The organism is Pseudomonas sp. 22189, assembly GCF_052045635.1.
In the GTDB taxonomy this organism is placed as follows: domain Bacteria; phylum Pseudomonadota; class Gammaproteobacteria; order Pseudomonadales; family Pseudomonadaceae; genus Aquipseudomonas; species Aquipseudomonas parakoreensis.
In genome coordinates this window covers 192976-218530 of sequence record NZ_JBQEPG010000002.1, presented here as the reverse complement: position 1 = coordinate 218530, position 25555 = coordinate 192976, and the positions used below count along the sequence as shown (strand labels likewise).

The following is a 25555-nucleotide window of genomic DNA, read 5'->3' as shown; positions in this document are numbered from 1 at the left end:
CTTCAAGCTGTTAGAATCTCGCGCGGTTCGGGATGCTGCCGGTTAATAGCCTGGCTGGCAGACATCGCTCCCGAACCTGGCGACCCCAACCTTGAAGGGGCTACGCTGCCGCCGCCTGAGGAGAAAATTAGAAATGACCTTCGTCGTCACCGACAACTGCATCAAGTGCAAGTACACCGACTGCGTAGAAGTCTGTCCGGTGGACTGCTTTTACGAAGGCCCGAACTTCCTGGTGATTCACCCGGACGAGTGCATCGACTGCGCCCTGTGCGAACCGGAATGCCCGGCCGTCGCGATTTTCTCCGAGGACGAAGTTCCGGAAGAGATGCAGGAGTTCATTCAGCTGAACGTTGAATTGGCTGAAATCTGGCCGAACATCACCGAGAAGAAAGAATCGCTACCGGATGCCGAAGAGTGGGATGGCGTCAAAGGCAAGATCAAAGACCTCGAACGCTGATCTGTCGCGCGTTACGAAAAGGCCCCTTGCGGGCCTTTTTGCTTTTGCGGGTTTTACTTTTCTACAGGCAAAAAAAGGGGCGGTTTGACCCGCCCACATTTTTTCCCTATTCCCTGTATTCCTTTTCATCGTCCTGATGAATCGCGTCCTGCGATGTCCGTTCCCCTCTTCCTTGAAGGGGGTGTCTGTCCGTCGACACAGTGCTGATATTAGAGAGTTCCCTGCCGAGAGCAATCGGCCCCAAAGGCTGAAGATCGCTGTCATAAGCACTTCATATTATTAAATAAGCTTTAAAATCAATTACTTAAATACGTTCACCGTGAGCAATCGACGTCTACCGTCCTGCAAAAATAGGGAACGCTTACGAGAGAGTAAGCCAAGGCTTACGTCGCGAGACTACAAACGATGGAAATGCTGACCATTTGTCCGGCAATGAACGTTGTGGCGAGGGAGCTTGCTCCCGCCGGGTTGCGCAGCAACCCCTGAAATTCATGAGCGCTGCGCACTCAAACGGGAGCAAGCTCCCTCGCCACAGACTGTCTTCAGACGATATCCGAGCAATAAAAAACCCCGAACCAGTCGGGGCTTTTTATGGACGGTTGTCAGAGGCGCTTACTGAAACAGCGACTCGCTCGACAGGCCATTCTTCTCGAGGATTTCACGAAGGCGCTTGAGGCCCTCGACCTGGATCTGCCGCACCCGTTCCCGGGTCAGGCCGATCTCCAGACCGACATCCTCCAGCGTGCTGCTCTCATGGCCGCGCAGGCCAAAGCGGCGAACGACCACCTCACGCTGCTTGTCGGTCAGTTCCGAGAGCCATTGATCGATGCTCTGCGACAGGTCGTCATCCTGCAGCAGTTCGCATGGATCGGTCGGACGGTCATCCGTCAGGGTGTCCAGCAGGGTTTTATCCGAATCCGGACCCAGCGAGACATCGACCGAAGAAACCCGCTCGTTCAGGCCGAGCATGCGCTTGACCTCGCCCACCGGTTTTTCCAGCAGGTTGGCGATTTCTTCGGGTGAAGGTTCGTGATCGAGCTTTTGCGTCAGCTCGCGTGCCGCCCGCAGGTACACGTTGAGCTCCTTGACCACATGGATCGGCAGCCGGATGGTCCGGGTCTGATTCATGATCGCACGCTCGATGGTCTGACGAATCCACCAGGTGGCGTAGGTCGAGAAGCGGAAGCCGCGCTCGGGATCGAACTTTTCCACCGCGCGGATCAAACCGAGGTTGCCCTCTTCGATCAGATCCAGCAGCGACAGCCCCCGATTGACATAACGCCGGGCGATCTTCACGACCAGCCGCAGGTTACTTTCAATCATGCGCTTGCGCCCGGCAGGGTCGCCACTTTGCGACAGACGCGCAAAATGAACTTCTTCCTCCGGGGAGAGCAGTGGTGAAAAGCCGATTTCGTTGAGATACAGCTGCGTGGCATCGAGTGCCCGAGTGTAGTCGATGTACTTGTGTTGTTTAAGTGAAGCGGAGTGTTTGGATTTGGAACGAACGGAAGGTGGAGCAGCCCCTTCATCATTCGACATCGAAGATTCCGAATCGATGCCGGCCTCCATAAGGAGAACCTCATCGTCGATGTCAAACTCCGGCACTTCTTTACTGAGAGCCATTGTTATAGTCCTTTGGTGAGTTCGACCCCAAGCTCAAGCGACGCCTTTATCCTTGGCAGCGCTGGAGCCTGTCCCCTCTACGCGACGGAACAGGCTGGCCTCAAATCAACGTCTGGGCAGGAACTGCAGCGGATCTACAGGTTTACCTTGTCGGCGAATCTCAAAATGCAGTTTCACCCGGTCTGTACCCGTTGACCCCATTTCGGCAATTGTCTGTCCGACTTTGACCTGCTGCCCCTCCCGTACCAACAGCCTGCGGTTATGTCCGTAGGCACTGACGTAGGTTTCGCTGTGTTTGATGATGACTAATTCGCCGTAGCCCCTTAAGCCACTCCCGGCGTAAACCACCGTCCCATCAGACGCAGCTAAAACAGGCTGTCCCAAATCTCCGGCGATATCAATTCCTTTATTCAAACTACCGTTTGAAGAGAATTTTCCAATCAGAATGCCATTAGATGGCCATCCCCAGCCGGTCGGGGCTGGCCCCGGTGGAGGCAGTGGAGCCGGGGCCGGTTTGCTGGCGACGGACGGTGCAGCCCCCGCAGAGCCGGCGCCGGAACCGGTCACCGTCGTGGTCGTCGTGCCATTCGCCTGACGCCGGATTACCGTGGTTTTGCTCGACGAAGACGGCGAGGAGCTGCTGTTGCTGACCACGGCCGTCGGCGTTGAGCCGGTGCGGCCATCAAAGCGAATTGTCTGACCCGGATGGATCGTATACGGCGTAGGAATATTGTTCCGGGCCGCGAGGGCTTTGTAGTCCCAGCCGTAGCGAAAAGCGATGGAAAACAGCGTATCGCCCGGACGGACTACATACTGCCCGGTCGTTACCGCAGGGCGTTGAGCCGCCGCACTGTTGCGATCAACCACCCGCACGTTGCTCGATTTGGTGCTGGAGCAACCGACCAGCAAGGTGCTCAATACAAGGCCAGTCACCAGGCGCTGAAAGCTCGTGTTACCCATACGCTGCGCAATGACTGTGAGACTCACCCGCCGCTCCCTTTGTGGTGGCTGAAATATGTGGAATGCCGAATCGCGGCAAGTAGTGTCGCAAGTATAACGGGCCGAATGGGCTTTACCGTTAAAGATGCGAAAACGCTTCACGCACACGTTTGCCCTTGGGCAATTGGTGGCGTTTAAACCTTCGCTGACGGTGTAAGACACAGGCCAGCGCAAGGAATTCAGCGCGCGCAAATAAATGCTCAGGCCAACGGACCATTGAGCAATGGCACGAAGCGCACCGCCCCCAGCACGTGACGGGAAAAGCCGTGTTCTTCACGCACGATCAGCATCAGTTGCTGCACTTCTCCGGAGCCGACCGGAATCACCATCCGCCCGCCCGGTGCCAGTTGATCGAGCAACGCCTGCGGCACGTCGGTCGCGACTGCGGTGACGATGATGCCATTGTACGGCGCCAACGCCGGCCAGCCTTCCCAGCCATCGCCCCAGCGGAACACCACGTTGCGCAGGTTCAGCTCGACCAGGCGTTCCTTGGCCCGGTCCTGCAGGACCTTGATGCGCTCGACCGAGAACACCCGCTCAACCAGTTGCGACAGCACCGCCGTCTGATAGCCCGAACCGGTACCGATTTCCAGCACCTTGTCCAAAGGCCCGGCCTCCAGCAGCAGCTCGCTCATGCGCGCCACCATATAAGGCTGGGAGATGGTCTGGTTGTGGCCAATCGGCAGCGCGGTATCTTCATAGGCACGGTGCGCCAGCGCTTCATCGACAAACAGATGACGCGGCGTACGGCGGATCACTTCCAGCACCTTGGCGTTGGACAGGCCTTCTTCATAGAGGCGCTGGATCAGACGTTCGCGCGTACGCTGCGACGTCATGCCGATGCCGCTGCGCATTCTGTCTTCGTGTTCACGAGCCATTAGCGCAGTCCCTCCAGCCAGCCGTCGAGATGCCTGAAGGCATCGTTGAAGGTGCGATCGAGCTGCAGCGGGGTAATGGAAACGTAGCCCTGCATCACTGCATGAAAGTCGGTGCCCGGCCCGCCGTCCTCGGCATCGCCGGCAGCAGCAATCCAGTAACCGGCCTTGCCACGCGGGTCGACCACTTTCATGGGTGCTGCGGCGCGGGCGCGATGGCCCAGACGGGTCAGTTGAATGCCACGAATATGGTCGATCGGCAGATTGGGAATGTTCACGTTCAGCACCGTGCGCGGTGGCAGGTCCAGCCCGGCATGGGCCTCGACCAGTTTGCGCGCGAAATGTACGGCTGTCGCCAGATTGTCCACCTGGCGCGAACACAGCGAGAACGCAAACGAAGGGCGCTCGAGAAAGCGCCCTTCGAGGGCGGCGGCCACCGTGCCGGAATACAGCACGTCATCGCCGAGGTTGGCGCCGAGGTTGATCCCGGAAACCACCATGTCCGGTTCGCGCTCCAGCAGGCCGTTGAGGCCCAGATGCACGCAGTCGGTCGGTGTTCCGTTGAGGCTGATGAAACCATTGGCCAGGTATTGCGGGTGCAGCGGACGGTCGAGCGTCAGCGAACTGCTGGCGCCGCTTTTGTCCTGCTCCGGGGCGATAACCACGCATTCGGTGTAATCCGCCAGCGCAGCATAAAGCGCGGCGAGACCGGGTGCGGTTACCCCATCGTCGTTAGAAATCAGAATACGCATGGGCTGTCCGTCTGCCCCACCGGCACCAGATCAACGAGTTCGCGCACCAATACGGTGGCGAAGCATCCGGCCGGGAGGACGAATTCCAGTTGCAGAATGTCAGGCTGGGGATAATGCCACGACAACCCGCCAATGGGCAGCCGCAGGATGCGACGTTCGTGGCTCATTCCGGCATTGATCAGCCAATCGCGCAGATCCGCCTCACGAGCAGCAATCCCCTGCTCCAGATCATGGACAGCGCCGGCGGCCGGTGAGTCACCTTCGCCCCACTGCGGGCCGGTCGGGTGCAGGTCGAGAATCGCCAGGCGCGGATCGTTGCATTCGGCCTCACCGGCCGGGAAAAAACTGCGGCTGTCGGTGAACGCCAGCAGATCGCCGACTTGCGCCTGCTGCCAGGTGCCATCGGCCACCCGCGCCGCCAGCACTTGATTGAACAGAAAACTGCGCGCCGTCGACAGCAGCCGCGAGCGCACATTGCGCTGCTCCGGCAATGCCTTGCGCGCCGCCCACGCACGCGCATCGACGACGTTGCCGCCGTCATGGCCGAAACGCTGGGCACCGAAATAATTGGGAATGCCTTGCCTGGCGATCCGTTGCAGACGCTGCTCGATTGCGTCCTTGTCGCCGGCGAACTGGGTCAGGCGCAAGGTGAAGCCGTTGGCCGAATGCGCGCCGCGTTGCAGCTTGCGTTTGTGGCGCGTGGTCTTGAGGATCTTCAGCGTGTCGTTTTCCGCCGCCGACAGATCCGGATCAGCCTTGCCCGGCAGTTGCACACTGAACCACTGACGGGTCAGCGCCTGACGATCCTTGAGCCCGGCATAACTGACGGTACGCAACGGCACGCCAGCTGCTTTGGCAATCCGCCGCGCTGCCTCTTCGGTGTTCAGACCGCGTTTTTCCACCCAGATCCACAGGTGTTCGCCATCGCCGCTGAACGGGATGTCGAGCACTTCATCGACCTGAAAATCTTCGGCGATGGCTTTCAGAACCGCAGTGCCGAGGGGTTCGCCATAGGCGCGCGGGCCGAGCAGTTGCAGTTCGTTCATGCGCGCAGCAACAAGGCAACGGAATGCACGGCAATGCCTTCTTCGCGACCGACAAAGCCGAGCTTTTCGGTGGTGGTAGCTTTCACGTTCACTTGATCCAGTTCAACTTGAAGATCGGCGGCGATCAACGCTCGCATCGCTTCGATATGCGGGGCCATTTTCGGTGCCTGGGCGACGATGGTGTTGTCGACGTTGCCGACTTTCCAGCCCTTGGCGTGGATCAGCGCAACCACATGACGCAGCAGCACGCGGCTGTCGGCGCCCTTGAATTGCGGGTCAGTGTCCGGAAAGTGTTTGCCGATATCACCCAGCGCGGCCGCGCCGAGCAAGGCATCGCTCAAGGCGTGCAGCAGGACGTCACCGTCGGAGTGAGCGAGCAGCCCGAAGCTGTGTGCAATGCGCACGCCGCCCAGAGTAATGAAATCGCCTTCAGCGAAACGGTGCACATCGTAGCCGTGGCCAATACGCATAAAAAAAACGCCCCGATTTTTGTCAGGGCGTGATTCTACCTGCATTAACCGCGCAGGGCGCGTGCGTGATGCTGCAAGTGGTCATCTATGAAGCTTGAGATGAAGAAATAGCTGTGGTCATAGCCCGGTTGCAGGCGCAACGTCAGCGGATGACCCGCTTGTTTTGCCGCTTGTTGCAGGGCCTGGGGCTTGAGCTGGTTTTCGAGGAAGTCGTCGCGATCACCCTGATCGACCAGTAACGGCAGTTTTTCGCCGGCCTCGGCAATCAGCGCGCAGGCATCCCATTCTTTCCACTTCGAACGGTCTTCACCCAGATAACGCGAGAACGCCTTCTGTCCCCATGGGCAATCCATCGGATTGTTGATCGGCGAAAACGCCGAGACCGACTGGTAACGCCCCGGATTGCGCAGCGCACAAACCAAAGCGCCGTGGCCGCCCATGGAATGGCCGCTGATGCTGCGTTTGTCCGACGCCGGGAAATGCGCTTCAACCAATGAAGGCAATTCCTGCACGACATAGTCATGCATCCGATAATGCCGCGACCACGGTTCCTGCGTGGCATTCAGGTAGAACCCGGCGCCGAGGCCGAAATCCCAGGCGCCATCCGGATCACCCGGCACATCCGGGCCGCGCGGACTGGTGTCCGGCGCGACGATGATCAGGCCGAGTTCGGCGGCCATGCGCATCGCACCGGCCTTTTGCATGAAGTTCTCGTCGGTGCAGGTCAGACCGGACAGCCAGTAAAGCACTGGCAACTTGCCGCCCTGCTCCGCTTGCGGCGGCAGGTACACGGCAAACACCATGTCGCAACCAAGCACATCGGAACGATGGCGATAGCGCTTGTGCCAGCCGCCAAAACTTTTCTGACAGGAGATGTTTTCCAGACTCATGTAAAGACTCCTACGCGACCCCGGTTACAAACCCTTCAAGGTCTGTAGCCGGGACGTCGCGAATGATCAGAAATGAATGACGGTGCGGATGCTCTTGCCTTCGTGCATCAGATCGAAGGCCTTGTTGATGTCTTCCAGACCCATGGTGTGGGTAATGAAGGTATCCAGCGGGATCTCGCCGCTTTGCGCCATGTCGACGTAGCTTGGCAACTCGGTACGGCCACGTACGCCGCCGAATGCCGAACCGCGCCAGACGCGCCCGGTCACCAATTGGAATGGACGGGTCGAAATTTCCTGACCGGCACCGGCCACGCCGATGATGACCGACTCGCCCCAGCCCTTGTGGCAGCACTCCAGCGCAGCGCGCATCAGTTGCACGTTGCCGATGCACTCGAAGGAGAAGTCGACGCCGCCGTCGGTCATGTCGACGATCACTTCCTGGATCGGACGATCGAAGTCTTTCGGATTGACGCAATCGGTGGCACCCAATTGCTTGGCGATTTCGAACTTGGCCGGGTTGATGTCGATGGCAATGATCCGCCCAGCCTTGGCTTTCACCGCACCAATGACGGCCGACAGACCGATGCCGCCCAGACCGAAAATCGCCACGGTGTCACCCGGCTTGACCTTGGCGGTGTTGATCACCGCACCGATACCGGTGGTCACGCCGCAACCGAGCAGGCAGACCTTTTCCAGTGGCGCATCCTTGGCGATTTTCGCCACGGAGATTTCCGGCAGTACGGTGTATTCCGAGAAGGTCGAAGTACCCATGTAGTGGAAAATCGTTTGGCCCTTGTAGGAAAAGCGCGAAGTACCGTCCGGCATCAAACCTTTGCCCTGAGTAGCGCGAATCGCCTGACACAGGTTGGTCTTGCCCGACTTACAGAATTTGCACTGGCCGCATTCCGGGGTGTAGAGCGGAATCACGTGGTCACCGACGGCGACCGAGGTAACGCCCTCGCCGATCGCTTCAACGATTGCGCCACCTTCGTGGCCAAGGATCGACGGGAAGATACCTTCCGGATCCGCACCGGACAGGGTGTAGGCGTCAGTGTGGCAAACCCCGGAAGCCACCACGCGCAGCAATACTTCACCGGCCTTGGGCATGGCCACATCGACTTCTACGATTTCCAGCGGCTTCTTGGCCTCGAAGGCAACGGCGGCGCGCGACTTGATCATGCTGACTCTCCAGTGAATCCATTGAATAAAAAAACCAGACCGGCAGTGTAGTACAGCGCGATCTGATGAATAATCCGGACCAAAGCAAAACATTATTGCCATACAGGGATAATCCCGATGTCGGAAAATCGCTGGGAAGGCATCGACGAGTTCGTCGCCGTTGCCGAATGCAGCCAATTCACCGCCGCAGCAGAGCGTCTTGGGGTTTCGTCCTCGCACATCAGTCGACAAATCGTACGACTGGAAGAGCGCTTGCAGACGCGTCTGCTCTATCGCAGTACCCGCCGCGTGACGTTGACCGAAGCCGGACAAACTTTTCTGCAGCATTGCCAACGCCTGCAGGACGGTCGCGAAGAAGCCCTGCGCGCGGTTGGCGACCTGACCAGCGAGCCCAAAGGCATGCTGCGCATGACCTGTGCCGTGGCCTATGGCGAGCGGTTCATCGTGCCGCTGGTGACACGTTTCATGGGGCAATATCCGCAATTGCGCGTCGACATCGAGTTAACCAACCGCCAGCTCGACCTGGTGCATGAGGGGCTGGATCTGGCGATCCGATTGGGCCGGTTACAGGATTCGCGATTGGTCGCCACTCGCCTGGCGCCGCGCCGGATGTATCTGTGCGCGTCTCCGTCCTACGTGGAACGGTATGGCCGCCCACACAGTTTGTCGGAACTGAGCCGCCACAATTGCCTGATCGGCAGCTCGGATCTGTGGCAACTGGAACAGAACGGGCGGGAATTTTCCCAACGTGTTCAGGGAAACTGGCGCTGCAACAGTGGGCAGGCGGTACTGGATGCGGCGCTGCAAGGGGTCGGCCTGTGTCAGTTGCCGGACTACTACGTGCTCGAGCATTTGCACAGCGGGGCACTGATTTCGTTGCTGGAGGCGCATCAGCCGCCGAATACGGCGGTGTGGGCGTTATATCCGCAGCAGCGGCATCTGTCGCCGAAGGTGCGCAAGCTAGTGGATTTCTTGAAGGAAGGGTTGGCCGAGCGGCCGGAGTATCGAATTTAAAAGCAAAAGATCGCAGCCTGCGGCAGCTCCTACAGGGAGTTCGCGGTTTCCCTGTAGGAGCTGCCGCAGGCTGCGATCCTTTGATCTTTCAGCGGCGGTTAGCCCAACGCTGACGCAACCACTCCAGATCTTCCGGCCGGGTGACCTTGAGGTTGTCCGCCCGCCCTTCGATCAAACGCGGTGCCAGACCAGCCCACTCCATCGCCGAGGCTTCATCGGTAATCACCGCATCCGCCACCAGACTGTCAGCCAACGCCCGATGCAGCGCACCGAGGCGGAACATCTGTGGTGTATAGGCTTGCCAGATCACGCTGCGATCCACGGTTTCCACCACACGACCGTGCTTGTCGACCCGCTTCAAGGTGTCACGCGCCGGCACGGCCAGCAGACCGCCGACGGCATCGTCCGCCAGCTCAGCCAGCAATTTGTCGAGATCGTCACGGCTCAGATTCGGGCGCGCGGCATCGTGCACCAGCACCCAGTCTTCATCGTCGGCACCTTGCGCATGCAAATGCAGCAAGGCATTGAGCACCGACCCGGAACGCTCCGCGCCGCCCTCGACCCGCTGAATCCGCGAGTCGTTGGCGCACGCAAGGTGCGGCCAATAAGGATCATCAACAGCCAGACTGACCACCAGCCCCTTGAGGCTTGGGTGATCGAGGAAACAGCCGAGGCTGTGTTCAAGAATTGTGCGCCCACCCAGTTGCAGGTATTGCTTGGGACGGTCCGCAGCCATTCGGGCACCGACGCCCGCGGCAGGAATCACGGCCCAGAAGGCCGGCAGGAAATCGATCATTGCGCGAGCTGGTAAAGGGTTTCACCGTCCTTGACCATGCCCAGCTCATGGCGAGCCCGCTCTTCAACGGTCTCCATGCCTTTTTTCAACTCGCTGACTTCAGCATCCATCACCCGATTGCGCTCCAGCAGGCCTTCGTTCTCGGCGTGCTGATCAGCAATCTGCTGCTTCAGCTCGGCGACCTGCGCCAGACTGCCATTGCCCACCCACAGGCGGTACTGCAGACCGGCCAGCAGCAAGAGCAAAACGAGAAACAACCAGTAAGGACTGCGCATCGAATATCAGGTATCCAGTGAAAAAAGACAGCCACGCAAAAACTTTGAAACGTCTGATAGCACGAAGCCTGGAAGATCCAGGCTTGTGCATATAAGGCATCAGATTAGTGGCAAATCCATCGCTGTCACGACTTTTCCGACACAATCCGGTGTCTTTTTACCATCTACAGCTTAACCGCGGAACTCGGCGCGACCGTTGTACTTGGCTTTGCCATTCAACTGCTCTTCGATACGCAGCAGTTGGTTGTACTTGGAAACGCGGTCGGAACGGCACAGCGAACCGGTCTTGATCTGGCCAGCCGAGGTGCCCACGGCCAGGTCGGCAATGGTCGAATCTTCGGTTTCGCCCGAACGGTGCGAGATCACGGCGGTGTAACCGGCGGCCTTGGCCATCTGGATGGCTTCCAGGGTTTCGGTCAGGGTGCCGATCTGGTTGAACTTGATCAGGATCGAGTTGGCGATCTTTTTATCGATGCCTTCTTTCAGGATCTTGGTGTTGGTCACGAACAGGTCGTCGCCGACCAGTTGGGTCTTCTCGCCAATCTTGTCGGTAAGGATCTTCCAGCCAGCCCAGTCGGACTCGTCCAGACCGTCTTCGATCGAGATGATCGGATAACGTTCGGTCAGGCCTTTCAGATAATCGGCGAAACCTTCAGCGGTGAACACCTGGCCTTCGCCGGACAGGTTGTACTTGCCGTCTTCGAAGAACTCGCTCGCGGCGCAGTCCAGCGCCAGGGTCACGTCGGTGCCCAGCTTGTAACCGGCGTTGGCCACGGCTTCGGAGATCACTTTCAACGCGTCTTCGTTGGACGCCAGGTTCGGTGCGAAACCGCCTTCGTCGCCAACGGCGGTGCTCAGGCCACGGGCCTTCAGCACGGCTTTGAGGTGATGGAAAATCTCGGTGCCCATGCGCAGACCTTCCGAGAAGGTCTTGGCGCCAACCGGCTGCACCATGAATTCCTGGATGTCGACGTTGTTATCGGCGTGCTCGCCACCGTTGATGATGTTCATCATCGGCACCGGCATCGAGTACACACCCGGGGTGCCGTTCAGGTTGGCGATGTGGGCGTACAGCGGCAGGTCCTGGTCCTGTGCAGCCGCCTTGGCCGCAGCCAGGGACACCGCGAGGATGGCGTTGGCGCCCAGGGTTGCCTTGTTTTCGGTACCGTCGAGCTTGATCATCGCGTGGTCGAGGGCTTTCTGGTCGCTTGGGTCAGTGCCCAGCAGCAGATCGCGGATCGGACCGTTGATGTTGGCTACCGCCTTGAGCACACCCTTGCCCAGGTAACGGCTCTTGTCGCCATCACGCAGCTCGAGCGCTTCACGCGAGCCAGTGGATGCACCGGACGGCGCGCAAGCGCTGCCGATGATGCCGTTGTCGAGAAGCACGTCCGCTTCCACGGTGGGATTGCCACGGGAGTCGAGGACTTCACGACCTTTGATGTCGACGATTTTTGCCATTGTTGTAAACACTCCAAAGTTGACGAAAACGACGCAGCTAGAGGAAATCTTTTTACCGTCGGCAAGTGGTGTGCAGCGGGCAGCTTGCAGACGACAACGCACATGCCCGAGGGCATGTGCGACAAATCGTGCGGTACTTTACCGGAGAATTGAGGTTTACGCGGTTTCTACCGTCGGAAAACTCTTCACCAGTTCGTCCAGGGCTTTGAGCTGGGCCAGGAATGGCTCCAGTTTGTCCAGACGCAAGGCGCAAGGGCCGTCGCATTTGGCGTTGTCCGGATCCGGATGCGCTTCAAGGAACAGACCGGCCAGCGACTGGCTCATGCCTGCCTTGGCCAGATCGGTGACCTGGGCGCGGCGACCGCCGGCGGAGTCGGAACGACCGCCAGGCATTTGCAACGAGTGGGTCACGTCGAAGAATACCGGGTATTCGAACTGCTTCATGATGCCGAAGCCGAGCATGTCGACCACGAGGTTGTTGTAGCCGAAGCTCGAACCACGCTCGCAGAGGATCAATTGATCGTTACCCGCTTCTACGCACTTGTTCAGGATGTGTTTCATTTCCTGAGGGGCGAGGAACTGGGCTTTCTTGATGTTGATCACCGCGTTAGTCTTGGCCATCGCGACGACCAGATCGGTCTGACGCGACAGGAAGGCCGGCAGCTGGATGATGTCGCAGACTTCAGCGACGACCGCGGCCTGATCAGGCTCGTGGACGTCGGTGATGATCGGCACGCCGAAGGCTTGCTTGATGTCCTGGAAGATGCGCATGCCTTCTTCCAGGCCAGGGCCGCGATACGAGGTCACAGAAGAGCGGTTAGCCTTGTCGAAGCTGGCCTTGAACACGTAAGGGATACCGAGTTTCTCGGTGACCTTCACGTACTCCTCGCAAACCTGCATGGCCATGTCGCGGCTTTCCAGCACGTTCATGCCGCCGAACAGCACCATGGGTTTGTCGTTGGCAATCTCGATGTCGCCGACGCGGATGATCTTCTGTGCCATCGGGTTACGCCTTCTTCTGGTGTTGAGCCAACGCTGCTTTTACGAAACCGCTGAACAGCGGGTGACCGTCACGAGGCGTCGAGGTGAACTCCGGGTGGAACTGGCAAGCGACGAACCATGGATGATCCGGCGCTTCGACCACTTCAACCAGCGCGGCGTCAGCGGAGCGACCGGAGATTTTCAGGCCGGCTTCGATGATCTGTGGCAGCAGGTTGTTGTTCACTTCGTAGCGGTGACGGTGACGTTCAACGATCACGTCCTTGCCATAGCAATCGTGCACCTTGGAGCCGGCCTCGAGCAGGCATTCCTGAGCGCCGAGGCGCATGGTGCCGCCCAGATCGGACGCTTCGGTACGCACCTCAACCGCGCCGGTGGCATCTTCCCACTCGGTGATCAGGCCCACGACCGGATGGCCGCTGGCGCGATCGAACTCGGTGGAGTTGGCGTCTTTCCAGCCCAGCACGTTACGGGCGAACTCGATGACCGCCACTTGCATGCCCAGGCAGATGCCCAGGTACGGAACCTTGTTCTCACGAGCGTACTGAACGGCCGTGATCTTGCCTTCCACGCCGCGCAGACCGAAGCCGCCCGGTACGAGGATCGCGTCAACGCCTTCGAGCAGCGCAGTGCCCTGGTTCTCGATGTCTTCGGAATCGATGTAACGCAGGTTGACCTTGGTACGGTTGGTGATGCCGGCGTGACTCATCGCTTCGATCAGCGACTTGTAGGCGTCCAGCAGTTCCATGTACTTGCCGACCATTGCGATGGTCACTTCGTGCTCTGGATTGAGCTTGGCATCGACAACCTTTTCCCACTCGGACAGGTCGGCGCCGTTACATTGCAGGCCGAAACGCTCGACGACGAAATCGTCCAGACCCTGGGCGTGCAGCACGGCCGGGATCTTGTAGATGGTATCGACGTCTTCCAGGGAGATCACCGCACGTTCTTCAACGTTGGTGAACAGCGCGATCTTGCGACGCGACGACACATCCACCGGATGGTCGGAGCGGCAGATCAGCACGTCAGGCTGCAGGCCGATCGAACGCAGCTCTTTAACCGAGTGCTGGGTTGGCTTGGTTTTGGTCTCGCCAGCGGTGGCGATGTACGGAACCAGGGTCAGGTGCATCAGCATCGCGCGCTTGGAACCGACTTCCACACGCAGTTGACGGATGGCTTCGAGGAACGGTTGCGATTCGATGTCGCCAACGGTACCGCCGATTTCCACCAGGGCCACATCGGCATCGCCGGCACCCTTGATGATGCGACGCTTGATTTCGTCGGTGATGTGCGGAATCACCTGGATGGTTGCACCCAGGTAATCACCACGGCGCTCTTTGCGCAGCACGTGCTCGTAAACACGGCCGGTGGTGAAGTTGTTGTTCTGGGTCATGGTCGTGCGGATGAACCGCTCGTAATGGCCCAGGTCCAGGTCGGTCTCGGCGCCGTCGTGGGTGACGAACACTTCACCGTGCTGGAACGGGCTCATGGTGCCCGGGTCGACGTTGATGTACGGATCCAGCTTAAGCATGGTGACCTTAAGCCCCCGCGCCTCCAGGATGGCCGCCAATGAAGCCGAGGCAATGCCTTTCCCCAATGAAGAAACAACACCGCCCGTGACGAATATGTAGCGCGTCATGAAAAACCCTAGAAGTCTGCGTTAAAGCGGTACGAGCCGCCGGGGAAAGCGAAGGAAGGCCGAAGCCCCCGATCACCTGCATTAATCACAGTGCACCTTTCAAAAAAACCGCCGCGTTGGGACAGACCGGCAGATGAAACACCGGTACGTTGCTCGCTACACATTTTTTGGAATCGCCCAGCAAAGACTGCTTGGTAATCGGCAACTCCTGCAATTCAGGCGAATCCACAGAAGTTGTATCAAGAAGGGAGCGTAGTCTACCGGAATGCCCCTTTCATCTCAAACCTTGATCTTCGTCTGTTGGCTGCCAATGCAATTTCCAGCCGTCCAGCCCCTGCCCGTCAAGGCCCGGCAGGTTCGCCACGGCGAGCAATTCTGCGCCGCGAAACAGCAGCGGCAATCTGCCACGGAGGAAGCCCGGCACTGCGCGCTCATTGAGCAGGCGCTTGAGATCGCGGTGCCCGCGATCGGCCAGGTGCATGACTTCGCCGCCCTGTCGATAGCCAATCCGCAGCGGCCCGATGGGAGTCTGCCCGCTGAACATGACACGCCCGTTATTCGCCAAGGGTAGCGGCATCGATGGGTCATGCCAGTCAACGCTGACCGCTGGCGCACGCAGCCAGTCGCCGTTCAACCACCATAACCGACCAGCGCTACGATGCAGTTCGCCATCGGCCAGACGCCAGACCGGGGATGCATCATTGGCAGCGCCGCACAGGTTGTCCCAACCCGACCAATGGTCAGTATCGGGCAGCCGGGTCAGCGGTTCGAGCCAGTGGCTGAGTGCATTGCGCTGACGAGCGGCGGACAAATTCGCCAGCGGCACCAACTCCAGCGACGGCAGGTCCAGCCATGGAAACCCGCTCGGCGTGGCGGCTTGTGCCAGATCGAGCTGCGCCAGCTCATCGAGCAGGCCTTGCGCCTCACGCAGGTGCGCCGCGCTGCGCGCCATGCTCGCCTGCGCTTGCGGCCAGCGCGCGGTGAGCAGCGGCAGCACCTGATGACGCAAGTAGTTGCGGGAGAACTGCCGGTCTTCGTTTGACGGGTCTTCGATCCAGTGCAACTGATGCGCACGGGCGTACGCCTCAAGCTCGGCACGCGTGACATCGAGAAGAGGCCGCAACAGCGTGCCCTGCCCCAACGGCCGCTGCGCCGGCATCGCCGAAAGTCCGCGAACGCCGGCACCGCGCATCAGGCGAAACAGCAGGGTTTCCGCCTGATCATCACGGTGCTGCGCGGTCAGCAGCACGTCATCCGCTTCGGTCAGCGACATGAACGCCGCGTAACGCGCCTCCCGCGCCGCCCTTTCAAGACTGGCGCCGGGCTGCACCATCACTCGCATCACGTGCAGCGGCACACCCAGCGCATCGCAGACCGACTGACAATGCGCCGGCCACGCATCAGCCGCAGCCTGGAGGCCATGGTGGATATGGATGGCGCTGAGCGCCGGCAGGGAATGGTGTTGGGCGAGATGGGCCAGCAGATGCAGCAGGACGGTGGAATCGAGACCACCGGAGAAGGAGATACGCCAGTGAGCGGCATTGCGCCAAGGCTCAAGGCTCGACATAAGTCGCGACGGCAAATCACTCTTCGAAGAATTCATAGAGAGGGTCGCTTAATAAAGAACCCTGTAGGAGCTGCCGCAGGCTGCGNAATCAAAAGATCGCAGCCTGCGGCAGCTCCTACAGGGGTACTGCGCAGTCGAGTTAGAGACCGTAGCTCATCAGACGATCGTAACGACGCTTGAGCAGCGCTTCGTTGTCGAACTTCTTCAGCATCGCCAGTTGCGAGCTCAGTTCGGCACGGATCGACGCAGCGGCAGCGGCCGGATCACGATGGGCGCCGCCCAGTGGCTCGCCGATCACCTTGTCGACGATACCCAGACCTTTCAGGCGCTCGGCGGTGATGCCCATCGCCTCGGCAGCGTCCGGCGCTTTTTCGGCGGTTTTCCACAGGATCGAAGCGCAACCTTCCGGCGAGATCACCGCGTAGGTCGAGTACTGCAGCATGTTCAACTGATCGCAGACACCGATCGCCAACGCACCGCCGGAACCACCTTCACCGATCACGGTGGCGATGATCGGGGTTTTCAGGCGCGCCATCACGCGCAGGTTCCAGGCGATGGCCTCGCTCTGGTTGCGCTCTTCGGCGTCAATACCCGGGTAGGCGCCCGGGGTGTCGATGAAGGTCAGGATCGGCATCTTGAAACGCTCGGCCATTTCCATCAGACGGCAAGCCTTGCGGTAGCCTTCCGGACGCGGCATACCGAAGTTGCGGCGTACCTTCTCGCGCACTTCGCGCCCCTTCTGGTGACCGATGACCATCACTGGCTGGTCTTCCAGACGGGCCACGCCACCCACAATGGCGGCGTCGTCGGAGAAGTGACGGTCACCGTGCAGTTCGTCGAACTCGGTGAAGATGTGCTCGATGTAATCAAGGGTGTACGGGCGTTTCGGGTGGCGCGCCAGGCGAGCGATCTGCCAGCTGGTCAGCTTGCCGAAGATGTCTTCGGTCAGCGTGCGGCTCTTGTCCTGCAGGCGGGAGATCTCATCGCCGATATTCAGCGAATTGTCATTACCGACCAAGCGCAACTCTTCGATCTTGGCTTGCAGGTCGGCGATCGGCTGTTCGAAATCTAGAAAATTCGGGTTCATAGGCGTCCGTCTTGGGTCGTGTCCCAAATGAGCTTGGGCCGGCCGGTTGTCTATTCGCGCCCTACCTTAAGGGAGAGGCGCGCTGAGGTCGAGATTAAAAATTCAGGTTGTGGGCAAGCGCAATGATGGCACTTGCCGGTCAACGGTATTGGAGGAAGACGTTGTCTCGCCCGAACTGGTCACGCAGGGCTTGAATCAACGCATCTGCCGGGTCGATTCGCCAGGTCTCGCCGAACTGCAGCAAGGTCTTCGCATCCGGACTGGTGTACTCCATGGTGATCGGGCACGCCCCGCGGTGACGCTTGAGCAGTTCACCCAACCAGCGTAGCTGATCGCCTTTCAAATCCTGAGTGTGCAGCTTCAGGCGCAGGCTTTCGGCCAGATTGGTCCGTGCATCCTCCATGCTCATCACCCGCTTGACCCGCAGGCGCAGGCCGCCGGAGAAATCGTCGTTGCTGACTTCGCCTTCGACCACCACCATCGCGTCGGTCTGCAACAGCGACTGCGCAGAATGGAACGCATCGGCAAACAACGAGGCCTCGATCCGTCCCGAGCGGTCATCGAGGGTGATGAAGCCCATCTTGTCGCCCTTTTTGTTCTTCATAACGCGCAGGGCAATGATCATCCCGGCCACGGTTTGCGTGTCGCGTGCCGGTTTCAGGTCGATGATGCGCTGACGGGCGAAGCGGCGAATCTCGCCTTCATATTCGTCGATCGGGTGACCGGTGAGGTACAGGCCCAGGGTGTCCTTCTCACCCTTGAGGCGTTCCTTGAGGGTCAACTCCTTGGCCCTGCGGTGCGTCGCGTAGACGTCGGCATCTTCCTCGACGAACAGCCCGCCGAACAGGTCGGCATGACCGCTGTCGCGGGTGCGCGCAGTCTGCTCGGCCGACTTGATTGCCTCTTCCATCGCCGCCAGCAGCACGGCGCGGTTGCGGTCGATGTTGGCCTGATAAGCCTTTTGTTCATCGTGGAAGTACGGGCCGAGACGATCCAGCGCACCGCTGCGGATCAAACCGTCCAGCGTGCGTTTGTTGATGCGCTTGAGGTCGACCCGGGCACAGAAGTCGAACAGATCCTTGAAGGGACCGGCCTGACGGGCCTCGGTGATCGCTTCCACCGGGCCTTCACCGACACCTTTGATCGCGCCCAGACCGTATACGATGCGGCCTTCGTCGTTCACCGTGAACTTGAACTCCGAAGTGTTCACGTCCGGCGCGTCGAGGCGCAGCTTCATCGTGCGCACTTCCTCGATCAAGGTCACGACCTTGTCGGTGTTGTGCATATCCGCCGAAAGCACCGCCGCCATGAACGGCGCCGGGTAATGGGCTTTCAGCCAGGCAGTCTGGTACGACACCAGGCCGTAAGCGGCGGAGTGGGACTTGTTGAAGCCGTAACCGGCGAATTTCTCCACCAGGTCAAAAATGTTACCGGCAAGATCCGCATCGATATTGTTCGACGCACAACCTTCAATGAAACCGCCGCGCTGCTTGGCCATTTCCTCGGGTTTCTTCTTACCCATCGCCCGACGCAGCATGTCCGCACCACCGAGGGTGTAACCGGCCATGACCTGGGCGATCTGCATCACCTGTTCCTGATACAGGATGATGCCGTACGTCGGCGCCAGTACCGGTTGCAGGCCTTCATACTGGTAATCCGGGTGCGGATAAGCCAATTCGGCGCGACCGTGCTTACGGTTGATGAAGTCATCCACCATGCCCGATTGCAGTGGGCCCGGACGGAACAGGGCCACCAGTGCGATCAAGTCTTCGAGGCAGTCAGGCTTGAGCTTTTTGATCAGCTCTTTCATGCCCCGGGATTCGAGCTGGAACACCGCGGTGGTTTCAGCTTTTTGCAGCAACTGATAAGTCGGTTTGTCATCCAGCGGGATGAACGCGATGTCCAGCGGCGGCTCGTTGACCTTGGCGCGGTCGCGGTTGATGGTTTTCAGCGCCCAGTCGATGATCGTCAGAGTCCGCAAGCCGAGGAAGTCGAACTTCACCAGACCGGCCGCCTCGACGTCGTCCTTGTCGAACTGGGTCACCAGGCCATCGCCGGCCTCGTCGCAATAGATCGGCGAGAAATCGGTCAGCTTGGTCGGGGCGATTACCACACCACCGGCGTGTTTGCCGACGTTACGCACCACGCCCTCAAGCTTGCGCGCCATCTCCCAGATTTCCGCCGCTTCCTCATCGACCTTGATGAAGTCGCGCAGGATCTCTTCCTGCTCGTAGGCTTTTTCCAGGGTCATGCCGACTTCGAACGGAATCATCTTCGACAGACGATCCGCCAGGCCGAATGACTTGCCCTGGGCTCGCGCCACGTCGCGCACCACCGCCTTGGCGGCCATGGAACCGAAGGTGATGATCTGGCTTACAGCGTTGCGGCCATATTTTTCGGCCACGTAATCAATGACCCGGTCGCGACCGTCCATGCAGAAGTCGACGTCGAAGTCGGGCATCGAGACCCGTTCCGGGTTAAGGAAACGTTCGAACAGCAGATCGTATTCCAGCGGGTCGAGGTCGGTGATCTTCTGCACATAGGCCACCAGCGATCCGGCACCCGACCCACGGCCCGGGCCCACCGGCACGCCGTTGTTCTTGGCCCACTGGATAAAGTCCATCACGATCAGGAAGTAACCGGGGAAGCCCATCTGGATGATGATATCCAGCTCGAAATTCAGCCGGTCGACGTAGACCTGACGCTTGGCCTCATAGTCTTCGGTGGTGTCCTTGGGCAGCAATACGCTGAGGCGGTCTTCCAGACCATCGAACGACACCTTGCGGAAGTATTCATCGATGGTCATGCCATCAGGAATCGGGTAGTCAGGCAGGAAGTGCTTGCCCAGCTTCACGTCGATGTTGCAACGCTTGGCAATCTCGACGGTGTTTTCGATCGCGTCGGGAATGTCACTGAACAGCTCGGCCATTTCCTCGGCGCTTTTCAGGTACTGCTGATCGCTGTAATTCTTCGAGCGCCGCGGATCGTCGAGGGCGCGGCCCTCACCGATGCACACGCGGGTTTCGTGGGCAGCAAAGTCTTCCTGCTTGATGAAGCGCACATCGTTGGTCGCCACCAGCGGAGCGCCGAGCTTGTCGGCCAGGGCCACGGCGCCGTGCAATTGCTCTTCGTCGTTGGGGCGATTGGTGCGCTGGATTTCCAGATAGAAACGGTCAGGGAACACCGCCATCCACTCGCGCGCCAAGGTTTCGGCTTCGGCCGGGTTACCGCCAATCATGGCCATGCCGATCTCGCCTTCCTTCGCGGCGGACAGCATGATCAGGCCTTCGTTGGCCTCGGCGACCCATTCGCGCTCGATGATGATCATGCCGTTACGCTGGCCGTCGATGAAGCCGCGCGAGATCAGCTCGGTGAGATTGCGATAACCCTTGGCGTTCATCACCAACAGACTGATCCGGCTCAATGGCCCGTCCGGATCCTTGTTCGACAGCCACAGGTCGGCGCCGCAGATCGGCTTGATGCCGGCGCCCATGGCGTTTTTATAGAATTTGACCAGGGAACACATGTTGTTCTGATCGGTGACCGCCACGGCCGGCATGTTCATGCCGGTCAGCGCCTTGACCAGTGGCTTGATCCGCACCAGCCCGTCGACCAGGGAGTATTCAGTGTGCAGGCGTAGATGAACGAATGAAGCCGGCATAGTGATCCTGTCCAGTTACATAGAGACAACAAGGCCCGGATTGTACCGGGCCTCGAACAAAACATCAGCCTTGCGCCTAAACCTGCGTCAGACCTTCCAGCGCCTCGTAAGCCTGACGCACCGGGGCGAACGAGCGCCGGTGAATCGGGGTCGGGCCAAGCCGTGCCAACGCTTCCAGATGAACGGGCGTCGGGTAGCCTTTATGGCCGCCGATGCCGTACCCCGGGTAGATCAATTCGAATGCCGCCATTTCCCGGTCGCGGCTGACTTTGGCCAGAATCGACGCGGCAGCGATGGCCGGCACCTTGCCGTCGCCCTGCACCACCGCTTCGGCGCGCATCGGCAGTTTCGGGCAGCGGTTGCCGTCGATCATCGCCAGTTTCGGCTGCACATGCAGCCCGGCCACCGCGCGTTGCATGGCGAGCATGGTCGCGTGCAGGATGTTCAGCTCGTCGATTTCCTCGACTTCGGCGCGGGCGATGCACCAGCTCAGGGATTTCTCGATGATCTCGTCGTAAAGCTTCTCGCGCCGGGCTTCGGTGAGCTTCTTCGAGTCGTTGAGACCGAGGATCGGCCGGTTTGGATCGAGGATCACCGCAGCCGTCACCACCGCGCCGCACAACGGGCCGCGACCGACTTCGTCGACACCGGCCACCAGTTCTTCGACTTCGGCGACCAGGGTGAAATCCAGGCCCATCTGCATCGTCTTGCTCATTGTTTCTGACCGATCAGGTTGAGGACGGCATCCGCCGCCTGATTGGAAGCGTCCCGCCGCAACGTGCGGTGGATCTCGTCGAAGCCTCGGGTCTGTTCTTCGCCGCCGTCGATCAGCGGCGACAGGGTCTGGGCCAGCGCCTCGACCGTCGCATCATCCTGCAACAACTCTGGCACCAACAAACGCTGGGCCAACAGGTTGGGCAAGGACACGTACGGGCTCTTGACCATGCGCTTGAGAATCCAGAAGGTCAGCGGCGCCAAGCGATACGCAACGACCATTGGTCGCTTGTACAGCAACGCCTCAAGCGTCGCCGTGCCCGAAGCGATCAGCACCGCGTTGCACGCCGCGAGGGCCAGGTGCGATTTGCCATCGAGCAAGGTGACCGGCAAGTCGCGACCAACCAGCAGCTCTTCGAGCTGAGCGCGACGCTCGGCATTGGCGCACGGGATGACGAAACGCAACCCCGGGCGCATGGCCCGCAGACGCTCGGCCGTATCAAGGAACAGCGCACCGAGACGACCGACTTCGCCACCGCGACTGCCGGGCATCAACGCCACCAGCGGCCCGTCGGGCAAGCCGAGTTCGTCACGCGCAGCGGCGCGATCGGCCTGCAACGGAATGGTATCGGCCAGCGTATGACCGACGAACCGCACCGGCACGCCCTTCTCTTCGTAAAATTTTGCTTCGAACGGCAACAGGGTGAGCATCAGATCGCAGCCTTCGCGAATCTTCAGCACACGCTTTTGGCGCCACGCCCACACCGACGGGCTGACGTAGTGCACGGTCTTGATCCCGGCCTGACGCAGCTTGAGTTCGATATTGAGGTTGAAATCCGGGGCATCAATGCCGATGAACACGTCCGGCTTCTCGGCGATCAGCGTGGCGATCAGGTCCTTGCGGCGTTTGAGCAACTCGCGCAGCCGCCCGAGCACCTCCACGAGCCCCATGACCGACAGGCGCTCCATGGGGAAATACGACGTCAGGCCTTCGGCCTGCATCAACGGACCGCCGACACCGATGAACTCGACTGCCGGATGTTGCGCCTTGAGGGCGCGCATGAGGCCGGCGCCCAGAATGTCGCCGGAAGCTTCGCCCGCCACCAGCGCAATACGCAGATTGGCCATGATCAGCGGGTGATGCCGCGAGTCGAGGACTGGATCGAATCACGGAACAGCGCGACTTCCGGGAATTGCGCAGCAGGTTCGACCAGTTCGGCCAGCGCTTGCTCCACGGTCAGCCCCTGGCGATACACCGTTTTATAGGCGCGGCGCAGCGCATGAATCGCGTCTTCACTGAAACCGCGGCGGCGCATGCCTTCGAAATTCATGCTGCGCGCTTCGGCGGGGTTGCCGAATACGGTGACGAACGCCGGAACGTCCTTGCCGATGGCAGTGCCCATGCCGGAGAAGCTGTGCGCGCCGATATGGCAATACTGATGAACCAGGGTGAACCCGGACAGGATCGCCCAGTCGTCAACGTGCACATGCCCGGCCAACGCGGTGTTGTTGACCAGAATGCAGTGGTTGCCGATGACGCTGTCATGCCCGATGTGGGCGTAGGCCATGATCAGGTTGTGATCGCCCAGCGTGGTTTCCGAGCGGTCCTGCACGGTGCCACGGTGAATGGTCACGCCTTCGCGGATGACGTTGTGGTCACCGATCACCAGACGGGTTTCTTCACCTTTGTACTTCAGATCGGGCGTGTCTTCGCCTACCGAGGAAAACTGGTAGATGCGGTTGTGCTTGCCGATGCGGGTCGGGCCTTTGAGGACCACGTGCGGCCCGATCACAGTACCCTCGCCGATTTCCACACCTGCGCCGATGATCGACCACGGGCCGACCTCGACGCCGTCAGCCAGAATGGCCGACGGATCGATGATTGCACGAGGGTCAATCAAACTCATAGCTTGCGTTCCGCACAGATGATTTCCGCCGAGCAGACCGGCTTGCCGTCGACCGAAGCCTGGCATTCGAATTTCCAGATCTGACGCTTGCAGCTGATGAACTTGGCTTCAAGGATCAACTGGTCGCCCGGCAGCACTGGCTGGCGGAAACGCAGTTTGTCGGAACCGACGAAGTAGTACAGGGTGCCGTCGGCCGGTTTTACGTCAAGCATTTTGAAACCGAGGATCCCGGCAGCCTGGGCCATCGCTTCGATGATCAGTACGCCCGGCATGATCGGGTGCGCCGGGAAGTGGCCGTTGAAGAATGGCTCATTGATGCTGACATTCTTGTAGGCGCGAATGCGCTTGCCTTCAGTGTCCAGTTCCACCACCCGGTCCACCAGAAGGAACGGGTAACGGTGAGGCAGGTATTCGCGAATCTCGTTGATGTCCATCATTTCGGGGGGAAGCCTATGTAAAGATTGGGAGCGCGACTGACGCGCACTCCTCTAGCAAATCAAGGAGGCAGTCTAGAGGCTGTGCACACTTGATATGGAAATGGTATCAGCCATCAGATGAAGCATTGCTGCCGGGGGTCACTTCCCCGACGCGCTTTTCCAGCTGCTTCAAACGTCGCGCGAGGTCATCGAGCTGACGGATGCGGGCCGCGCTTTTGCGCCATTCGGCCGCCGGTTGCATGGCTGTGCCGGACGAATAGGCACCCGGCTCGGTAATCGAGTGGGTCACCATGGTCATCCCGGTCAGGAAAACGTTGTCGCAAATATCGATGTGCCCAACCAGGCCGACACCACCGGCGAGCATGCAATGCTTGCCGATTTTGGTGCTGCCGGAGATACCGACACACGCCGCCATGGCGGTGTGATCACCGACCTGAACGTTGTGCGCGATCTGGATCTGGTTGTCGAGCTTCACGCCGTTGCCGATCACGGTATCTGCCAGCGCACCACGGTCGATGGCGGTGTTCACGCCGATCTCGACATCGTCGCCGATGGTCACGCCACCGATCTGGGCGATCTTCTGCCAGATACCTTTCTCGTTGGCAAAACCGAAACCTTCACCACCGAGCACGGCACCGGACTGGATCACTACGCGCTTGCCGATGCGCACGTCGTGGTACAGCGTCACCCGCGGAGCGAGCCAGCCGCCCTCACCGATTTCACTGCGGGCACCGATGACGCAATGGGCGCCCAACGTGACCTGCGCACCGATGCGCGCACCCGCCTCGATCACCACGAACGGGCCAATGCTGGCGCTTGGATCAACCACTGCATCCGGCGCAATCACCGCTGTGGGATGAACACCCGCAGTGGCTTTCGGTTTCGGATCGAACAGGTGCGAGATGCGTGCATAAGCCAGGTAAGGATCCGGCACCACCAGTGCGTGACCGGCAAAACCGTCGGCATCAGCCTCCTTGAGCAATAGCGCAGCCGCCTGGGAACTTGCCAGGTATTTGCGATATTGAGGATTTGCCAGAAAGCTCAACTGAGCTGGGCCAGCCTCCTGCAAGGTGGCTAGCCCAGTAATTTGCGTCTCGGGGTCGCCACGCAGGGTGGCGCCGAGGAACTCGGCCAACTGGCCGAGCTTGATAGTCACGGTCATGGGTTACTTCAGCTGATTCATGCGCTCGATAACCTGGCGCGTGATGTCGTACTGAGGTTTGACATCGATCACTGCGCCACGCTCGAACACCAGGTCAAAACCACCTTTCTTGATGACTTCTTCCACTGCGCTATCCAGTTTCGGCTTCAGTTGCTTGAGCATTTCGCGGTCGGCAACTGCCTTGGCTTCGTTCAGTTCCTTGGACTGGAACTGGAAGTCACGGGCCTTTTGCTTGAACTCAAGCTCCAGACGCTCACGCTCGCCCTGCTGCATCTTGTCGCCGCCGGCCATCAGACGGTCCTGAATGCCTTTGGCGCTGCTTTCCAGCGTCTTGAGCTTGGTCAGTTGCGGACCGAACTTCTTCTCGGCATCCACCGCGTATTTCTTGGCCGCATCGGACTCCAGCAATGCCATCTGATAGTTCAGAACGGCGATTTTCATGTCGGCGAACGCCGGGCCTGCCACCAGTACGGAGGCCAGGAGAACCAATTGAGTCAACTTACGCACGATGCACTCCTACAAAATCCATTGTCGTTATCTTGGGT

The 25555-nt window shown here is 59.9% G+C and carries 24 protein-coding genes; 2 read left to right on the top strand and 22 right to left on the bottom strand.

Annotated elements, in window-relative coordinates:
• Positions 1–133: 133 nt before the first annotated feature.
• A complete protein-coding gene (gene fdxA, locus ACTJKS_RS02695; RefSeq protein WP_007908827.1) occupies positions 134–457 on the top strand; it encodes a ferredoxin FdxA in 324 nt (107 codons plus the stop codon).
• 612 nt (positions 458–1069) lie between these two features.
• Here fdxA and rpoS read toward each other — a convergent pair.
• The 8 genes from rpoS to ACTJKS_RS02655 all read right to left on the bottom strand — a co-directional run bounded on the left by rpoS (position 1070) and on the right by ACTJKS_RS02655 (position 8291).
• Positions 1070–2080, bottom strand: a complete 1011-nt coding sequence (gene rpoS, locus ACTJKS_RS02690; protein WP_016985073.1) for an RNA polymerase sigma factor RpoS — start codon at positions 2078–2080, stop codon at positions 1070–1072.
• 105 nt (positions 2081–2185) lie between these two features.
• Positions 2186–3067, bottom strand: coding sequence for a peptidoglycan DD-metalloendopeptidase family protein (locus ACTJKS_RS02685; RefSeq protein WP_041072302.1), 882 nt, complete (start codon positions 3065–3067; stop codon positions 2186–2188).
• A 212-nt stretch (positions 3068–3279) separates the two neighbouring features.
• Positions 3280–3915 (bottom strand): protein-L-isoaspartate(D-aspartate) O-methyltransferase, encoded by a 636-nt coding sequence (locus tag ACTJKS_RS02680; protein ID WP_169841266.1) that lies wholly within the window; start codon positions 3913–3915, stop codon positions 3280–3282.
• Between the two features lie 41 nt (positions 3916–3956).
• On the bottom strand, positions 3957–4706 hold the full coding sequence (gene surE / locus ACTJKS_RS02675) for a 5'/3'-nucleotidase SurE (RefSeq protein WP_108181828.1): 750 nt from the start codon (positions 4704–4706) through the stop codon (positions 3957–3959).
• Positions 4694–5752, bottom strand: coding sequence for a tRNA pseudouridine(13) synthase TruD (gene truD, locus ACTJKS_RS02670; RefSeq protein ID WP_108181827.1), 1059 nt, complete (start codon positions 5750–5752; stop codon positions 4694–4696). The genes surE and truD overlap by 13 nt, the downstream gene beginning before the upstream one ends.
• A complete protein-coding gene (gene ispF, locus ACTJKS_RS02665; RefSeq protein WP_007964300.1) occupies positions 5749–6222 on the bottom strand; it encodes a 2-C-methyl-D-erythritol 2,4-cyclodiphosphate synthase in 474 nt (157 codons plus the stop codon). The genes truD and ispF overlap by 4 nt, the downstream gene beginning before the upstream one ends.
• A gap of 44 nt (positions 6223–6266) precedes the next feature.
• The gene (gene fghA, locus ACTJKS_RS02660) at positions 6267–7112 is read right to left on the bottom strand and encodes an S-formylglutathione hydrolase (protein WP_108181826.1); all 846 of its coding nucleotides are present in this window, start codon (positions 7110–7112) and stop codon (positions 6267–6269) included.
• Positions 7113–7178: 66 nt separating this feature from the next.
• A complete protein-coding gene (locus ACTJKS_RS02655) occupies positions 7179–8291 on the bottom strand; it encodes an S-(hydroxymethyl)glutathione dehydrogenase/class III alcohol dehydrogenase (RefSeq protein WP_095667387.1) in 1113 nt (370 codons plus the stop codon).
• 117 nt (positions 8292–8408) lie between these two features.
• Between ACTJKS_RS02655 and ACTJKS_RS02650 the strand changes: the two genes are divergently transcribed.
• Positions 8409–9305 (top strand): LysR substrate-binding domain-containing protein, encoded by an 897-nt coding sequence (locus tag ACTJKS_RS02650; RefSeq protein WP_041072312.1) that lies wholly within the window; start codon positions 8409–8411, stop codon positions 9303–9305.
• Between the two features lie 88 nt (positions 9306–9393).
• Here the strand turns inward: ACTJKS_RS02650 and ispD are convergent, their stop codons facing one another.
• The 14 genes from ispD to ACTJKS_RS02580 all read right to left on the bottom strand — a co-directional run bounded on the left by ispD (position 9394) and on the right by ACTJKS_RS02580 (position 25517).
• Positions 9394–10101, bottom strand: a complete 708-nt coding sequence (ispD, locus tag ACTJKS_RS02645) for a 2-C-methyl-D-erythritol 4-phosphate cytidylyltransferase (RefSeq protein ID WP_108181825.1) — start codon at positions 10099–10101, stop codon at positions 9394–9396.
• Positions 10098–10376: a cell division protein FtsB gene (gene ftsB, locus ACTJKS_RS02640; protein WP_007964293.1), complete on the bottom strand. Its 279-nt coding sequence runs from the start codon at positions 10374–10376 to the stop codon at positions 10098–10100. Before ftsB ends, ispD begins: the two co-directional genes overlap by 4 nt.
• A 171-nt stretch (positions 10377–10547) precedes the next feature.
• The gene (gene eno / locus ACTJKS_RS02635; protein ID WP_041072316.1) at positions 10548–11837 is read right to left on the bottom strand and encodes a phosphopyruvate hydratase; all 1290 of its coding nucleotides are present in this window, start codon (positions 11835–11837) and stop codon (positions 10548–10550) included.
• Between the two features lie 156 nt (positions 11838–11993).
• On the bottom strand, positions 11994–12839 hold the full coding sequence (kdsA, locus tag ACTJKS_RS02630; protein ID WP_007954807.1) for a 3-deoxy-8-phosphooctulonate synthase: 846 nt from the start codon (positions 12837–12839) through the stop codon (positions 11994–11996).
• 4 nt (positions 12840–12843) lie between these two features.
• Entirely contained in the window at positions 12844–14475 is a 1632-nt protein-coding gene (locus ACTJKS_RS02625) for a CTP synthase (RefSeq protein ID WP_003222153.1), read from the bottom strand.
• Positions 14476–14749: 274 nt separating this feature from the next.
• Positions 14750–16078 (bottom strand): tRNA lysidine(34) synthetase TilS, encoded by a 1329-nt coding sequence (gene tilS, locus ACTJKS_RS02620; protein ID WP_108181824.1) that lies wholly within the window; start codon positions 16076–16078, stop codon positions 14750–14752.
• Between the two features lie 103 nt (positions 16079–16181).
• On the bottom strand, positions 16182–17129 hold the full coding sequence (locus ACTJKS_RS02615; protein ID WP_041072320.1) for an acetyl-CoA carboxylase carboxyltransferase subunit alpha: 948 nt from the start codon (positions 17127–17129) through the stop codon (positions 16182–16184).
• 139 nt (positions 17130–17268) lie between these two features.
• A complete protein-coding gene (dnaE, locus tag ACTJKS_RS02610) occupies positions 17269–20790 on the bottom strand; it encodes a DNA polymerase III subunit alpha (protein WP_108181823.1) in 3522 nt (1173 codons plus the stop codon).
• A gap of 76 nt (positions 20791–20866) precedes the next feature.
• Positions 20867–21493, bottom strand: a complete 627-nt coding sequence (rnhB, locus tag ACTJKS_RS02605) for a ribonuclease HII (protein WP_025110878.1) — start codon at positions 21491–21493, stop codon at positions 20867–20869.
• 8 nt (positions 21494–21501) lie between these two features.
• Positions 21502–22632, bottom strand: coding sequence for a lipid-A-disaccharide synthase (lpxB, locus tag ACTJKS_RS02600; protein ID WP_108181822.1), 1131 nt, complete (start codon positions 22630–22632; stop codon positions 21502–21504).
• 2 nt (positions 22633–22634) lie between these two features.
• Complete coding sequence (lpxA, locus tag ACTJKS_RS02595) at positions 22635–23411, bottom strand: acyl-ACP--UDP-N-acetylglucosamine O-acyltransferase (protein ID WP_086792164.1); 777 nt, start codon at positions 23409–23411, stop codon at positions 22635–22637.
• Positions 23408–23848: a 3-hydroxyacyl-ACP dehydratase FabZ gene (gene fabZ, locus ACTJKS_RS02590; RefSeq protein ID WP_003222142.1), complete on the bottom strand. Its 441-nt coding sequence runs from the start codon at positions 23846–23848 to the stop codon at positions 23408–23410. Before fabZ ends, lpxA begins: the two co-directional genes overlap by 4 nt.
• Before the next feature lie 106 nt (positions 23849–23954).
• Positions 23955–25010 carry a UDP-3-O-(3-hydroxymyristoyl)glucosamine N-acyltransferase gene (lpxD, locus tag ACTJKS_RS02585; protein WP_041072330.1) on the bottom strand — a complete coding sequence of 352 codons (1056 nt, stop codon included), beginning with the start codon at positions 25008–25010 and terminating at the stop codon, positions 23955–23957.
• Between the two features lie 3 nt (positions 25011–25013).
• Entirely contained in the window at positions 25014–25517 is a 504-nt protein-coding gene (locus ACTJKS_RS02580) for an OmpH family outer membrane protein (protein WP_003222140.1), read from the bottom strand.
• Between the last annotated feature and the right edge of the window lie 38 nt (positions 25518–25555).

What these genes read in the sequence shown, in the direction of transcription:
- lpxD (WP_041072330.1), bottom strand. Translation starts at nt 25,010, where the DNA reads ATGACCGTGACTATCAAGCTCGGCCAGTTGGCCGAGTTCCTCGGCGCC.
- lpxB (WP_108181822.1), bottom strand. Translation starts at nt 22,632, where the DNA reads ATGGCCAATCTGCGTATTGCGCTGGTGGCGGGCGAAGCTTCCGGCGAC.
- eno (WP_041072316.1), bottom strand. Translation starts at nt 11,837, where the DNA reads ATGGCAAAAATCGTCGACATCAAAGGTCGTGAAGTCCTCGACTCCCGT.
- dnaE (WP_108181823.1), bottom strand. Translation starts at nt 20,790, where the DNA reads ATGCCGGCTTCATTCGTTCATCTACGCCTGCACACTGAATACTCCCTG.
- rnhB (WP_025110878.1), bottom strand. Translation starts at nt 21,493, where the DNA reads ATGCAGATGGGCCTGGATTTCACCCTGGTCGCCGAAGTCGAAGAACTG.
- ispD (WP_108181825.1), bottom strand. Translation starts at nt 10,101, where the DNA reads ATGATCGATTTCCTGCCGGCCTTCTGGGCCGTGATTCCTGCCGCGGGC.
- ftsB (WP_007964293.1), bottom strand. Translation starts at nt 10,376, where the DNA reads ATGCGCAGTCCTTACTGGTTGTTTCTCGTTTTGCTCTTGCTGCTGGCC.
- ACTJKS_RS02680 (WP_169841266.1), bottom strand. Translation starts at nt 3,915, where the DNA reads ATGACGTCGCAGCGTACGCGCGAACGTCTGATCCAGCGCCTCTATGAA.
- fghA (WP_108181826.1), bottom strand. Translation starts at nt 7,112, where the DNA reads ATGAGTCTGGAAAACATCTCCTGTCAGAAAAGTTTTGGCGGCTGGCAC.
- kdsA (WP_007954807.1), bottom strand. Translation starts at nt 12,839, where the DNA reads ATGGCACAGAAGATCATCCGCGTCGGCGACATCGAGATTGCCAACGAC.
- ACTJKS_RS02625 (WP_003222153.1), bottom strand. Translation starts at nt 14,475, where the DNA reads ATGACGCGCTACATATTCGTCACGGGCGGTGTTGTTTCTTCATTGGGG.
- ACTJKS_RS02655 (WP_095667387.1), bottom strand. Translation starts at nt 8,291, where the DNA reads ATGATCAAGTCGCGCGCCGCCGTTGCCTTCGAGGCCAAGAAGCCGCTG.
- ACTJKS_RS02650 (WP_041072312.1), top strand. Translation starts at nt 8,409, where the DNA reads ATGTCGGAAAATCGCTGGGAAGGCATCGACGAGTTCGTCGCCGTTGCC.
- fdxA (WP_007908827.1), top strand. Translation starts at nt 134, where the DNA reads ATGACCTTCGTCGTCACCGACAACTGCATCAAGTGCAAGTACACCGAC.
- tilS (WP_108181824.1), bottom strand. Translation starts at nt 16,078, where the DNA reads ATGAATTCTTCGAAGAGTGATTTGCCGTCGCGACTTATGTCGAGCCTT.
- fabZ (WP_003222142.1), bottom strand. Translation starts at nt 23,848, where the DNA reads ATGATGGACATCAACGAGATTCGCGAATACCTGCCTCACCGTTACCCG.
- surE (WP_108181828.1), bottom strand. Translation starts at nt 4,706, where the DNA reads ATGCGTATTCTGATTTCTAACGACGATGGGGTAACCGCACCCGGTCTC.
- ACTJKS_RS02615 (WP_041072320.1), bottom strand. Translation starts at nt 17,129, where the DNA reads ATGAACCCGAATTTTCTAGATTTCGAACAGCCGATCGCCGACCTGCAA.
- ispF (WP_007964300.1), bottom strand. Translation starts at nt 6,222, where the DNA reads ATGCGTATTGGCCACGGCTACGATGTGCACCGTTTCGCTGAAGGCGAT.
- rpoS (WP_016985073.1), bottom strand. Translation starts at nt 2,080, where the DNA reads ATGGCTCTCAGTAAAGAAGTGCCGGAGTTTGACATCGACGATGAGGTT.
- truD (WP_108181827.1), bottom strand. Translation starts at nt 5,752, where the DNA reads ATGAACGAACTGCAACTGCTCGGCCCGCGCGCCTATGGCGAACCCCTC.
- lpxA (WP_086792164.1), bottom strand. Translation starts at nt 23,411, where the DNA reads ATGAGTTTGATTGACCCTCGTGCAATCATCGATCCGTCGGCCATTCTG.